Origin of the sequence: Rhodococcus sp. Q (assembly GCF_005503035.1) — a bacterium.
In the GTDB taxonomy this organism is placed as follows: domain Bacteria; phylum Actinomycetota; class Actinomycetes; order Mycobacteriales; family Mycobacteriaceae; genus Rhodococcus_G.
Window position 1 is genome coordinate 134922 of the sequence record NZ_SCOY01000003.1, and the last position, 13335, is coordinate 148256.

Sequence of the window (13335 nt, forward strand, 5' to 3'; positions counted from 1 at the left end):
CGTGCGCCGGGGGAGGTCGGGGGCGAGGCTACAAGCGTTCGGGGCCCTGCGAGGCCCGAACCGGGGTAACCGGCTGCGCGGCGCTGTCTCGCGGTGGCGTGTCCGGCGGGCAGGGTAGCGTGGCTGGGTCGTCATCCCCGCAGGAAAGGTCCGTACATGCCGCTCGCCACGATCAATGGGATTCAGCTGAATTACCAGGTCAAGGGCTCAGGTGACCTCGTAGTGCTGATCATGGGCACCGGCAGTCCCGGGCGTGTGTGGGATCTGCACCAGGTTCCGGCGCTCGTCGCCGCCGGCTACCGGGTGTGCACCTTCGACAATCGCGGCATCGCCCCGACGGACGAGTGCGCAGGCGGATTCACCGTCGAGGACATGGTCGCCGACACGGCGGCGCTGATCGAACACCTCGGCGGGCCCGCTCACGTCGTCGGTACGTCACTCGGTGCGCGCGTCGCTCAGGAACTCGCGCTCACCCGGCCGGAACTGGTGCGCAAGGCGGTATTCCTTGCGTCCCACGGCCGTCGGGACACGTTGCAGAAGTTCCTGTCCGAGGGTGAGCGCGAACTCGACCGGCAGGGTGTCACGCTGCCCACCTCGTACCGGGCGGCGATCACTGCCGTGCTCAACCTGTCGCCGGCGTCGCTGGTCGATCCGATGGCCGCCCAGGACTGGCTCGACATCTTCGCGTTCTCCAAGGGTGAGACCTCGCCGGGAGTCCGTGCGCAGCAGAACCTCGACGACTTCGGCGACCGGCTGCCTGCGTACGCGAAGATGACGGTGCCCTGCCTGGCGATCGGTTTCGCCGACGACCGTCTGGTCCCGCCGCATCTCGCGGCCGAGGTCGCGAAGGCGATTCCGGGTGCTCAGTACGTCGAGCTGGCGGACTGCGGGCACTACGGCTACCTCGAGCGCCCGGAGGCGGTGAACTCGGTCGTCCTCGACTTCCTCAAGGGCTGACGACGGGGGTCGCGGAAGTCGTCGTTCCTTAGGGTAGGCTGCGCTATTAATCGGCCCGGCTCGATTGTGGGCTGCGGAAACTCGGACCGCCGCGCAGCACGGCGAGGATGGACGACTGCCATGGACTCGACCCCACGCGACCGAGGTGACGTTGTTCGCGCGTCGGATGCCTCCGACGTGCTCGACATCGTCGGGATCGGTTTCGGCCCGTCGAATCTCGCGCTCGCCATCGCGATCGAGGAACACAACGCCACCTGCGCCCCCGAGGACAGCGTGCGCGCAGTCTTCCTCGAACGGCAGGACCACTTCGTCTGGCATCCCGGCATGCTTCTCGACGGTGCGACCATGCAGATCGCGTTCCCCAAGGACCTGGTGACCTTCCGGAATCCGACCAGCACGTACAGCTTCTTCGCGTACCTCCACGCGAAGGGCAGGCTCGTCGACTTCGTCAACCACCAGACGTTCTACCCGAGCAGGCACGAGTTCAACGACTACCTGCAGTGGGCGGCCGGGCGCGTCGACGCCGACGTCCGGTTCGGCGCGGCGGTGACCGACGTCGCCGGGCTGCGGACCGACGAGGGAACCGTCGACGAGTTCGCGATCACGACCGCGAACGGGGAGACCCTGCGGGCGCGCAACGTCGCGGTCGGGGCGGGTCTGCGTGAGCGGCGCCCGGACTGGGCCGCGCCGTCGGCCCGCTGCTTCCACAACCACCAGTTCCTGTTCCACATCGAGAAGATGCCGGAGATTCGGCACCAGCGCTTCGCGGTGCTCGGCGCGGGTCAGAGCGCGGCCGAGGTCGTGCAGTACCTGCATCGGCACTACCCGGACGCCGAGGTGCACAGCGTCTTCACCCGATACGGATACAGCCCGGCCGACGACAGCCCGTACGCCAACAGGATCTTCGACCCGTCCACGGTCGACGAGTTCCATGCCGCCTGCCCCCAGGAGCGGGAGCGGTTGCTGGCGGTTCACAAGGGCACGAACTACTCCGTCGTCGACATCGATCTGATCAACGAGCTGTACACGACGGAATACCAGGAGCTCGTGCGTGGCAAGCGGCGGCTCTTCATGCACCGCGCGTCGGAGATCGTCTCCGCTCAGGAGGGTGAGGACGGCATCGAGGTCTCCGTCCGCAGCAACCTGGACGGTCTCACCGACACCCTCGTCTGCGATGCGCTGGTGCTCGCCACCGGCTTCTCACCTGCGCCGTTGAGCGAGCTGCTCGGCGACCTCGCGCCGAAGGGCGATCAGGTCACCGAAGTGGCCCGGGACTATCGCCTCCAGACGCCGGACGACGTGCGCGCCGGCATCTATCTCCAGGGCGGAACCGAGAAAACGCACGGGCTGACCGCGTCGCTGTTGTCTAATGTCGCGGTGCGTGCGGGAGAGATTCTGAATTCCCTCGTGGTAAATCGATCAGCACGTCTCGATCTTGGTAGGGTCGAGGCCTCCACAGTGGTGGACAGCACTTCGAACGAGTTTGCGACAAGCGAGGCCAAATGAGCACGAATCCCTTTGACGACGAAGACGGTCGCTTCTATGTGCTCGTCAACGACGAGGACCAGCACTCGCTCTGGCCCACGTTCTCGGAGGTCCCACAGGGCTGGCGTGTCGTGTTCGGCGAGGAGAGCCGGCAGGCATGCGTCGAGTACGTGGAGAAGAACTGGACCGACATGCGGCCGAAGAGCCTCCGCGAGGCCATGGAGAAGGACAAGGCTGCCGGTAACGGCTAGTTAGCCTTCCGGCGAAGCGGCCACCCGCCGCGTCACCGCCGGAACCACAGATTGCGCGCTCCGGGCCCGTTCTGCATTCGTTGCAGGAACGGGTACCGGAGCGCTTCTGTTCTGCGCAGCATCCGAGGACGTCGCACCGTCCGCGCTCCCCATTCGCCGAGCGTCACTCCCGCGGCTAGCGCGACGCCGATGCCGAACGCCGACATCATGCCGCTGATACCGAGCAGCAGTTCGTCGTTGAGTAGTGCGTACAGCCCGCGGTACAGCGACAGGCCGGGTAGCAGCGGTGTAATCCCTGACACCGCGATGACCAACGGCGGGGTCAGGGCACGGCGGGCCAGCAGGCCGCCGACGAAACCGACCGCGGTCGCGGCGATCGCGGTGCCGACCACCGGCCCGATGGACATGGCGAGACCGAGGTTGAGCACGAGGATGCCTGCGGCGCCGCTGAGTGCGGCGACCACGACGGCGCGCCGCTCGGCATAACAGGCGAGCGCGAAGAACAGCGCGGTGGCCGCGCCCGCCACGACCTGCACCGGGAGTTCCGTCAGGCTCGTCGAGAACTGGCTCGGTACGGTGAGCGGAAGCGGTGCCCCCAACGCCGCGGCGATACGCAGGGACAGCGCGACACCGGCGATCATGCCGCCGGTGAGCATCAGGACCTCGAAGAACCGGGCCACACCCGTCACCGGGGCGCCGGTGATCGCGTCCTGCACGGAACCGACCAGCGCGAGCCCGGACAGCAGCACCGTCAACCCCGCGGCGATGACCAGTGACGGTTTCACGTCGAGGGCCAGCGGTTCCCGCAGCGCGTACAGGATGCCTGCCGGGGTGGCTGCGATGAAGCCGCCGACGACCTGCTGGAAGAAATAGGGGAGACCGAACCGATTGAGGGTCAGGTTCACCAGGTAGATGACGGCCGTGGTCAGCAGGCTGACGAGCGCGACGAGGGCGCCGCCGCCGAGCAGGACGGCGACGGACGCGGCCATCCCGGACCACGCGAATGTCGCGACCCAGCGGTTGTACGGGTGCGGAGAGTGCGTGATGGCACTGATCTCGGCCAGCGCGATCACCGGGTCGATCGCCTCGGTGCGCAGTTGCCGGGTCAGCTTGTCGACGGCGGCAAGGCGAGTGAAGTCGAGGGACCGGTAGTGCACGATCCGCATGCTCGTCGCGGGCGGCATCGTCGGTCCGCGGTAGGCGCTGACGCGGATCGAGTTGTACGTGACGTCGACGTCGCAGCGGGCCAGTCCGTAGGTGGCGGCGACGAACTGGACCTGCGCGGCGGTGTCCACTGCGGACGTTCCCGCCGCGAGCAGAACCTCGCCGGAACGCACCGCCAGGTCGAGCACCTGGGCGACCCGGGCGTCCTCGGTGAGATCGATCGGTTGGAGCGGGGTGGGCGCGGCGACCGGCTCGTCGACGACCGCACGTTCGCCGACAAGCTTTCCCAGAGTGGTGACGGCCGACTGCCACCAGGCCATCAGGACACCGCGTCCTCTTCCGTCAGATCGGTCGCATCGAACGCCGACGCGAGGTCCTTGTGGAGGAACACCGACGTCACCCGGTCGTGCACCACACGGAACGCCGCTGCGGTGGTGGTGGACTCGTCGGGCCGGACCGCGACCGTTCGCTGCTCCTCGACGACGACAACGCCCTCGTGCACGAACATCCGGCCGGGGGTGAGAGTCAACCCCGCTGTCGATGCCCACTCACGCAGGGCGTTGATCCCCTGCCCGGCTCCGTCCGGATCGGCGACTTCGATGTCGTCGCTGGACAGCGCGAGCAGGGTGTCGAGGTCGGAGGAGTTCAACGCGTCGTGCCACGCGAGGACCGTGGCGATCTCGGATGTGCTCATGGCTGCCACGCTATCGGTTATCCGGGCTCCCGCGCGCGCGGCACGACACCGGTTCGGCGATGGCGCCCAGGTCGGCGAACTATGCTTCAGGGGCGCTGACGTTGCCGCGCCCGCGCATTCCGGTTCCGGAACGGGGCAGCCCGATGATTGCGAATCGCAGGAAGCCGCCGAGCGCTCTCGCGTGCGTGCTCGCATCGCTGTTGTTGATCCTCTCCGGATGCACCGTTGGCGGATCGGGGACGGACGACGCCGCAGGCGGGTACGCCGGTCCGGGCGGAAGCCCCGCCGCGTACGGCGAACCCGTCCGGCTCACCAGCGAGGACGGGGTGCTCGAGGTCCGGCTGTCCGCGCACCAGGGCACCGTCCCGCTCGACACGGCGTCCGCGCCGGTCTCGAATTTCCTGCTGTTCGGGTACGAACTGATCCGCGGAACCGCATCCGACGGCGCGACCTCTGGTGACGACCTCTATCCCGCTCCGACCTTGCGGGTCGACCCGGGCGAGCGCCTGATCATCCACTACGACAACGACCTTCGCGATCTGACGATCGAGGATTTCTACGACCCGGCGTTCACGGGTGCGGGCGCCGAGGTGCCGCTGTACCCGCGCGCACTGTCGGAGGCGCCGCTGAACCTGCACACCCACGGTGTGCACGTCAGTCCGGACGGCAACGCGGACAACGTGCTGCTCTCCATCCCCGCGGGGATGGGCAACGTGTACGACTACCAGATTCCGGACACCATGCCGAACGGGCTCTACTGGTACCACAGTCACCGCCACACCCTGACCGCTCAGCAGACGTACGCGGGCCTGGCCGGACTCCTGGAGATCGGGCGTCCCGACGGCAACCTGCCACTGGTGACGCAGAACGACATCCCGATCCGCACGATGGCACTGCAGTACAACTACGTGTTCGATCGCAAGGGCCGTGGTCGTCAACTGAACGATCCCACGTGGCCGCAGTGGGTGAGCACGCTGACACCACCGGAGGGGTCACAGCTGTACGACGGCACGTACCGTCCGAGTCTGGCGCCGGTGAACTTCTCGGATTCGACGATCGGCGCGCAGTACCTCACCAACTGGTACGCCGGGCCGCTGTCGCCGGCGAATCATCGCGGCCAGAACCAGTTCGTACCCGGCAACCTGCAGACCTTCACGAGCGAGACGACGACCGTGCGCGCAGATCCAGGGTTGCCGGAGAATCAGCGTGACGTGCAGTTCACGGTCAACGGGCGGTTCCAACCCGCGTTGACGGTGAAGCCGGGTCAGACGGAGATCTGGGTGCTGGCCAACATCAGTGACATCGCGTACATGCCAATTCGTCTGACCGAAACCGCGACGGGTGCCCACCCCGAGTTCGCGATCGTCGGGCAGGACGGGAATCCGTTCACCCGGGTGGAGCGCCCGGTCGACGGTGACGGCACCCGGCTCGTGATCCCGCCCGCGTCGCGGTTCGCCATCGCGGTGACGATGCCGGAGCGCGGAGACCTGGTGTTGGACATGCCGCCGCTCGAGGGCGCGAAACCGGTCATGAATCCCGGTGTGCTCTACACCAACGACGGCACCGAGAACTCTCCTGCGGAGTTGGGCACGATCACCGTGGACCCGTCGGTCATCAGCTACGCCGACGGATTCTTCACCTTCCCGACCCAGACACTGCTGCGGGTGACCCCCGACGAGGGCGAGGGGCGGACGACTGCCTTCGAACCCGGACAGAACCTGGACGCCTACACGTCTTTCGTGGACACGTCGGTGATGAGACCGGATGTGAAGCGTGACCTCACCATCTCGGGCGGGTTCGGCAACGAGAAGGCCAGTGCAAGCGACCCCAAGGCCTTCACCTACGAATTCGACGCCAACACCTTCCCGAACATTCCGCTGATCCAGCCACGCCTGAACTCGGTCGAGGAATGGGTGATCACGAACCGCAACAACGACGAGCATCCGATGCACATCCACGTCAACGACTTCCAGGTCATGGAGATCGTCGATCCCGTGGCGGGGACCAGGACCGGGGTCCAGCCGTGGGGGTTGGACAACGTCAACGTTCCGGCGCCGGTGACGGACGAGAACGAGAATGCCCTCGAACCCGCATCGGTGACGCTGCGCACCAAGTTCACCGAGTACACAGGAACTTTCGTGATCCACTGTCATCGTCTCAACCACGAGGACAACGGACTGATGGCCTTGGTCAGCGTGATCCCCGAGGTGTCGGCGTACGCGGTCGCGGTCCCGGGCTCGCCCGGCACACCGGCAACGGTGCGCGTGCTCGACGGCAACGGCGACAGGGTGCTGGCGGCGGTGACGCCGTTCCCGGGTTTCGAGGGCGTGCCGTCGGTGGCGATGGCGGACGTGAACGGCGACATGGTGCTCGACGTCGTCATCGGGACCGGGCCCGGGGCGGCGCCCGAGGTGGTCGCCTACGACGGTGCGGACGGAGTCTTCACCGACGAGGTGGCTCGATTCGCTCCGTTCGATTCCGGATTCCGCGGTGGGGTGACCGTGGCGGGTGCCGACATCGACGGAAACGCGTTGGCGGACAACATCGTCGTCGGGACGGGTCCGGGAGCTCCGTCGCAGGTGACGGTGTTCTCCTCGGCGCTGCCGTCGAAAGGGGAAACACCCGAGGTGTTCTCCAGTTTCGCGCCCTATCCGGGATCGACGGCCGGGGTGAGCCTCGCGACCGGTCTGATCGACGTCGGCTCCGGCCGGCCGAGCATCGTGACTGCGCCGGGCCCGGGTGAGGCGCCGCTGGTGAAGGCGTTCCGCTACGACTTGTTCGAACCGACTGCCGAGGTCAGGGGAGCGGGCGGCCACGATGCCCACGCCGGCGGAGTGGGTGAGCCCCGGACGACGGCCGAGTTCCTCGCGTTCGAGGACGGATACCGCGACGGTGTCTCGTTGTCGACCGGATGGGTGGCGGGTGCGGAGGGTGGCGCGAAGAGCATCGTCACGGGCATGGCCGGCGGCGCGGGCCAGGTGCGCGTGTGGTCGAGCGGATCGCGGCTCGACGGCGAGCCCGCCATGTATCTCGAAAGCCCGAATCACCATGCGGCGGAGGTTGATTTCCGGCAGATCGCCTCGTTCGAGCCGTTCGTGGGCAGTGGCGTGCAGGTCGCCACCACCAGCACCACCACCGGTGCGGACCTGCTCGTCAGCGGCCGGGGTGTCGCGGGCGGGGAGGTGCGCAGGCTCGGTCTCGGACGCGCGGAGCCGCAGGCGACGACGCTCGTGCCGGCGGTCGTCGGCACGTCGGCTCCGATACCCGTCGGTGCGGCGCCGATTCCCCTGGGAGGGCGTTGACGGAGATGGTTGCGCCGCAACCGGCATCGCCGCACCGTCGACGTCCGCGCGTCCGTTCCGATGCCGCCGGCTATCCGGTGCGGATCGATCGGAAGAAGGTCCGGACGTCGCCGACCAGGAGGTCCGGTACCTCGAGTGCTGCGAAGTGCCCGCCTTCGTCGAACTCGCTCCAGTGCACCAGGGTCGGGTTCGCTTTCTCCGAGACACTGCGGACGGGTCGGACGATGTCGTGTGCGAACACGGCCATCCCGAGTGGTGCGGTGCCCGTCGGGCTGCCGGCACGGGGGCCGCCCGACTCGAAGGTCAGGCGTGCGGACGAGCCTGCGGTGCCGAAAAGCCAGTGCATCGAGACGATCGTGAGGAGGGTGTCGTCGGGCAGGGGATGGGCCGGATCCGTCCATTCCCGTGTCTTGTCCGCGATCCAGGCCAACTGTCCGACGGGTGAATCGGTCAGCGAGTACGCGATGGTCTGTGGCCGTGTCGCCGACATCCGCATGTAGCCGGGAGGGCCCGCCAGGAATTCGCGGATCCTCTCGACGCGAGAGATGTCCTCGTCGGTGAGCCCGTCGTGGGGGACGGGGCCGTGCGGCAGATAGTTCACGTGCACCCCGATCACCGCGTCGGGTGCCTCGACCGCGAGCAGTCGGGACACGCCCGATCCCCAGTCGCCGCCCTGCGTGCCGTACCGCTCGTAGCCGAGCCGCCGCATGAGTTCGGCGAAGGCCCGCGCGACGCGGGCACAGTCCCAGCCCCGCTCTCGCGTGGGCCCCGCGGGGCCGAAGCCGGGAATGGACGGGATCACCACGTGGAACGCGTCGGCGGGGTCGGCGCCGTGAGCCCGAGGATCGGTCAACGGGCCGATCACGTCGAGGAACTCGACGAAGGTGCCAGGCCATCCGTGGGTGAGGATCAGGGGGGCTGCATCCGGCTCCGGGGAGCGCACGTGCAGGAAATGCACGGTGGTTCCGTCGATTTCGGTGACGAATTGGGGGTGGGCGTTGATCGCCGCTTCCCTGGCGCGCCAGTCGAATCCGTGCCGCCAGCGGTCGGCTAGCTCTCGCATCCGACTCGAGGGGATCCCGTAGTCCCAGGCAGCACCGTCCACTTCGTCGGGCCAGCGGGTCTGCGCCAGTCTCGCGTGCAGGTCGTCCAGGGCGGATCTGGGGACATCGATCCGATAGGGCGTGATGGTGGGGTCGGTCACGGCAACCTCCGGGGCATTTGTTGGTAACGCCAACGGTAACATCACTTGTTGGTGACGCCAACGATTAATAGGATGGACGCATGCAGCCCACCGACGACACACCCCCGGCCGCGCTGTCCGGCTCCCCGAGCTGGCTCGTGGGGCAGGCCGGCATCTACGCCCAGCGGCTGCTGAACGAACGGATGGCGAGCGGTGACGCGCACCGGCACCAGCTGTCGGTACTCGAAGTGCTGAAAGAGTTCGGGTCCGTCAGTCAGGCCTCGATCGGGCGGCGCTGCCACCTCGACCGGAGCGATGTCGCCGCGCTCGTCGGCGAGCTCGAGGGTGCGGGACACCTGGTGCGGGAGCCGGACCCGGTGGACCGGCGACGCAACGTCGTCACGATCACTCCCGGCGGGACCGTGCGACTGGCGCAGCTGCGGCAGCTGGCGTCGGCCGCAGGCGACGACCTGCTCGAGCCGCTCACCGCCGTCGAGCGAGCACAACTGACCGCGCTCCTCGACCGGGTCGTCGAACACCACACCGAACTGCGCGGGTCGGCCTGGGCCTGAGGTCGGACGCCTCGAGCCGGTCATCGCCCGTCGGCGTACCGAACCGCGAGCTCGGTTCCGATCCTCGCGAGCTCGTCGCGCACCGTCTCCGGCGCGAGCACCTCGACGTCCGAGCCCCAGCCCGCGAGGTTGCGGGCGATGTCGAGTGCGGTGGGGGCGGCGAGGCGGACGCGGGTGCGGCCGTCGTCGACGGTGCCGTCGGCATGACAGTGCCTGCCGAAGTGGTCGCGCAGGATCGGCACGAACCGCGGTGCGATGAGTACGGTCGCCCACGTGGTCGACCGGCGCTCCTCCATCTTCCCGACCACCTCGTCCCAGGCCTCCGCGAGCTCGAAGTCGTCGGGACGGTCGGCCGGCTCCTCCGTCGCGTCGGCCTCGGCGATCCGGTCGACACGGAAAGTTCTTCGGCCACGGTCGGTTCCGGCGATCAGATACCAGGTGTCGTCCTTGTCGACGAGACCCCACGGCGCGACGAGGCGCTCGCTGCGTTCGCGGGCACCGTTGACGTAGACGAGGCGGACCTGTCGCCTGCGGACCACCGCGGACTGCAGCATGGCGACCATGTCCGGTCGGTCGCGCTCGCGTTCGCCCCATCGGGTCGGGTCGATCATCACGGCCTCCGCGGCCGCCTCCGCGTCGGCGCGGAACGTCTGCGGCAGCGCCCGGACGAGTTTGCGCAGTGCGGACTTGGCCTCCGGCGAGACCGCTGCGGCGGGCCCGACGAGCAGGAACAGGGCCTGCGCCTCGGTTGCGGACAGGCCGGACAGGTCGGTGCGGGCGCCGCCGACCAGAGACCAGCCGCCGCCGCGTCCGGACTGCGGATACACGGGGATGCCTGCAGAGGACAGTGCTTCGAGGTCGCGGCGGGCGGTGGCCACGGACACCTCGAGTTCAGTCGCGACCTCGGCGGCGGTGACGCGGCCACGGGACTGCATCAGCAGGAGGGTGGCGACGAGACGGTCTGCACGCATGTTTCGAGGTTCCCAGAAAAAGTGCTCAATTGGTGAGCACTTTGACGGCGAGGATGGATCTCGACAGGTCAGCCACGATGAAGGGAACTACCGATGTTGCGAGGACTCACCACCGTCAGCTTCTACGCCGACGACGTCGCCGCCGCCCGCGACTGGTACGCCGAGGTGCTCGGCACACCGGCGTACTTCGACCGCGAGGTCGACGGGCACACCGCGTACGTCGAGTTCCGCATCGGCGACTACCAGCACGAACTCGGCATCGTCGACGCCCGGTTCGCACCGCACACCCGCCCGGAACAGCCCGCGGGTCAGGTGACGTACTGGCACGTCGACGACGTCGAGTCCGCATTCGAGCGTCTGCTCGCCCTCGGCGCGACCGTCCACGACAAGCCCCTCGAACGAGGCCCGGGTTTCGTCACCGCATCCGTCGTCGACCCGTTCGGCAACATCCTCGGCGTCATGTTCAACCAGCACTACCTCGACGTGCTCGGAGAGGCCTGAGATGTCCGAGACGACCTTCGCGCCCCGCGATGTGGCGCAGTGGCGGGACTGGCTGACGCGGCACGCGCAGTCCGAGAAGGAGATCTGGCTCGTCGTCGAGCACAAGGACAGCGAGACGCCGAGCCCGCGGTATCACGAGGCGATCGAACAGGCACTCTGCTTCGGCTGGATCGACGGACTGCACCGCAAGCACACCGACCACAGCTCCCGGCTCCGGTTCAGCCCACGCCGCACGCGTAGCTCGTGGAGCGCGGTGAATCGGGAACGGGCGGAACGGATGATCGAGCAGGGGCTGATGACCGAGCGTGGCCAGGCCCTGATCGATCTGGCCAAGGCCGCGGGTACCTGGCAGGTCGTGCCGGGTGACGTCTCGGCCGTGCCCGACGACCTCCGGGATGCGCTGCGCAGCAACGACCCTGCACGTGAGCACTTCGACGCCTTCCCGCCGTCGTCGAGGCGACTGATCCTGGAATGGATCGTGACCGCCAAGAAGCCCGAGACGCGACGACGCCGGATCGACCGGACCGTGGAGCTCGCTGCGGTCGGCATCCGGGCCAATCAGCCCGGCGCCCGGTCGAAGCCGGTCGGGTAGTCGCGGTCGGCGCCGGTCGCGAGGTCCGCGCACGGCACGCGGACCACCAGCGTGTCGTGCTCGCGCAGGTACTCCCGCGCACCCGAGTCACCGACGGCACTCTCGCACACTGCGTGCCAGTGCCGGCGCACCAGGACGACGGGGTGCCCGGGACGCTCGCCGAACCAGGCGCGTGCGAGACCGCCCGGGGACCGGGTGGCGGCGTCCAGAACGCGCGCCACGACGCGAGATCCGACATCCGGCAGATCGACCAGGTGCACGGCCGCGACGTCCGCGTCGGGGTCGTCGGCTGCGGCGCGCAGGCCCGCGCGCAGCGACTCGCTGACGCCGTCCGCCCAGTCCGGTGCGAACACTGCCTCAGCGCCGTGGGGGAGGGGTGGGGTCGCGGCGCCCAACACCACCAGTACGCGGCTGCAGCCTCCGCGGCGCAGCGCGGTCACCGCGGAGTCGAGCCAGAGACCCTGGTGGGAGAGGACTTTCGGTGATCCGTAGCGGGCGCCGGCGCCCGCGGCGAGCAGCACACCCGTCGCTCGGTGGGGAGAGTGGTCGACGGTCACGACGGGTTCGCCGCGCCCACGATGTCGGGGACGTTGTCGTTCCTGCGGTGAATGGGGCCGTCGAGCGCGGTGAGGGCGCGTCCGGAGCCGCCGCGGCGCCTCGCGACGATCTCCGCGAGGATCGAGACCGCGGTCTCTGCCGGGGTGACGGCACCGAGGTCGAGGCCGATCGGTGCGGAGAGGCGGGCCAGCTCGGTGTCGGTGATGCCCTCGGCGCGGAGCCGCCGAACGCGGTCGCGGTGGGTGCGCCTGCTACCCATCGCACCCACGTAGCCCGCCGCCGACCGCAGCGCGATCATCAGAGTGGGAACGTCGAACCGCGCATCGTGCGTGAGAACACAGATGGACGTCGAGGGCACGATGTCCATCGATTCGAGGTGATGCTGCGGCCGGTCGACCACCACCTCGTCGGCCTCCGGAAACCGTTGTGTCGTCGCGAACACGGCCCGCGGATCGCACAGTGTCGCCGTGAACCCGAGGGACGTCGCAGCCCGGATCAGGGGGCGCGCGAGGTCGACGGCGCCGTACACCACCAGCCGGGGCGGTGCGGGGATCGACGTGAACACCACTCGCTCCCCGTCGATCGCCTCCGGGTAGGCGGGCACGGCGGTGTTCCCGCCGAGGCGTGTCCGTGCGCGTCCGACGATCGCCGCGTCGAGTGGCGACCCACAACTGGTCCCGGCCACTGCATCGTCGGTCACGACAATCGAACGGCCCCGGTCCACGAGCGTGGCGAGCTCCACCGGCCGCCCGGCGTCGAACGCATCGGACAACGCCGTCAGGCCGGTCAGGTGTCGTGGGCCCGCAGGCTGCACGAGGACCTCGATCGAGCCCCCACAGACGAGACCGATGGCATCGGCCGCGTCGGTGTCCGAGTACCGGCGCAGCTCGGGCCGTCCCGACTCCATCACCGCGGCGGCGACGTGCCAGAGGTCGCTCTCGATGCAGCCGCCGGTCAGGCCTCCGATGACGGTTCCGGTGTCGGCGAACACCATGACACTGCCGACGGGGCACGGTGCGGATCCGGTCGCCGCGACGGTCGTCGCAACGGCACAGTCGATTCCGGTGCGATGCCACTCGGCGATCTGATGGAGGATCTCGCGCAT

The 13335-nt window shown here is 68.7% G+C and carries 13 protein-coding genes; 7 read left to right on the forward strand and 6 right to left on the reverse strand.

Annotated elements, in window-relative coordinates:
• Positions 1-156: 156 nt before the first annotated feature.
• The 3 genes from FFS72_RS04770 (at position 157) to FFS72_RS04780 (ending at position 2693) form a co-directional block, all read left to right on the forward strand.
• Complete coding sequence (locus tag FFS72_RS04770) at positions 157-957, forward strand: alpha/beta fold hydrolase (RefSeq protein WP_050066405.1); 801 nt, start codon at positions 157-159, stop codon at positions 955-957.
• A 120-nt stretch (positions 958-1077) separates the two neighbouring features.
• Positions 1078-2463 carry a lysine N(6)-hydroxylase/L-ornithine N(5)-oxygenase family protein gene (locus FFS72_RS04775; protein WP_137872873.1) on the forward strand — a complete coding sequence of 462 codons (1386 nt, stop codon included), beginning with the start codon at positions 1078-1080 and terminating at the stop codon, positions 2461-2463.
• Positions 2460-2693: an MbtH family protein gene (locus FFS72_RS04780; RefSeq protein WP_050066407.1), complete on the forward strand. Its 234-nt coding sequence runs from the start codon at positions 2460-2462 to the stop codon at positions 2691-2693. The genes FFS72_RS04775 and FFS72_RS04780 overlap by 4 nt, the downstream gene beginning before the upstream one ends.
• Positions 2694-2725: 32 nt before the next feature.
• Here FFS72_RS04780 and FFS72_RS04785 read toward each other — a convergent pair whose 3' ends face one another.
• Both FFS72_RS04785 and FFS72_RS04790 read right to left on the reverse strand, forming a co-directional pair.
• Positions 2726-4177 carry a threonine/serine exporter family protein gene (locus FFS72_RS04785; protein ID WP_137872874.1) on the reverse strand — a complete coding sequence of 484 codons (1452 nt, stop codon included), beginning with the start codon at positions 4175-4177 and terminating at the stop codon, positions 2726-2728.
• On the reverse strand, positions 4177-4551 hold the full coding sequence (locus FFS72_RS04790; protein WP_137872875.1) for a nuclear transport factor 2 family protein: 375 nt from the start codon (positions 4549-4551) through the stop codon (positions 4177-4179). The genes FFS72_RS04785 and FFS72_RS04790 overlap by 1 nt, the downstream gene beginning before the upstream one ends.
• Positions 4552-4694: 143 nt before the next feature.
• Here FFS72_RS04790 and FFS72_RS04795 point away from each other — a divergent pair, with 143 nt between their 5' ends.
• Positions 4695-7853, forward strand: a complete 3159-nt coding sequence (locus FFS72_RS04795; RefSeq protein ID WP_137872876.1) for a multicopper oxidase family protein — start codon at positions 4695-4697, stop codon at positions 7851-7853.
• A gap of 70 nt (positions 7854-7923) precedes the next feature.
• Here the strand turns inward: FFS72_RS04795 and FFS72_RS04800 are convergent, their stop codons facing one another.
• Positions 7924-9057, reverse strand: coding sequence for an epoxide hydrolase family protein (locus FFS72_RS04800; RefSeq protein WP_249353125.1), 1134 nt, complete (start codon positions 9055-9057; stop codon positions 7924-7926).
• Positions 9058-9137: 80 nt separating this feature from the next.
• Between FFS72_RS04800 and FFS72_RS04805 the strand changes: the two genes are divergently transcribed.
• Positions 9138-9608, forward strand: coding sequence for a MarR family winged helix-turn-helix transcriptional regulator (locus FFS72_RS04805; protein ID WP_137872878.1), 471 nt, complete (start codon positions 9138-9140; stop codon positions 9606-9608).
• A gap of 20 nt (positions 9609-9628) precedes the next feature.
• Here the strand turns inward: FFS72_RS04805 and FFS72_RS04810 are convergent, their stop codons facing one another.
• A complete protein-coding gene (locus tag FFS72_RS04810) occupies positions 9629-10579 on the reverse strand; it encodes a helix-turn-helix transcriptional regulator (RefSeq protein WP_137872879.1) in 951 nt (316 codons plus the stop codon).
• Positions 10580-10672: 93 nt separating this feature from the next.
• Here FFS72_RS04810 and FFS72_RS04815 point away from each other — a divergent pair, with 93 nt between their 5' ends.
• Positions 10673-11080, forward strand: a complete 408-nt coding sequence (locus FFS72_RS04815; protein WP_137872880.1) for a VOC family protein — start codon at positions 10673-10675, stop codon at positions 11078-11080.
• Between the two features lies 1 nt (position 11081).
• The gene (locus tag FFS72_RS04820; RefSeq protein ID WP_137872881.1) at positions 11082-11672 is read left to right on the forward strand and encodes a YdeI/OmpD-associated family protein; all 591 of its coding nucleotides are present in this window, start codon (positions 11082-11084) and stop codon (positions 11670-11672) included.
• Here FFS72_RS04820 and FFS72_RS04825 read toward each other — a convergent pair.
• The gene (locus FFS72_RS04825) at positions 11639-12229 is read right to left on the reverse strand and encodes a nucleotidyltransferase family protein (protein ID WP_249353126.1); all 591 of its coding nucleotides are present in this window, start codon (positions 12227-12229) and stop codon (positions 11639-11641) included. The two genes, FFS72_RS04820 and FFS72_RS04825, sit on opposite strands and share 34 nt — an antisense overlap.
• Complete coding sequence (locus FFS72_RS04830) at positions 12226-13335, reverse strand: XdhC family protein (protein WP_137872882.1); 1110 nt, start codon at positions 13333-13335, stop codon at positions 12226-12228. Before FFS72_RS04830 ends, FFS72_RS04825 begins: the two co-directional genes overlap by 4 nt.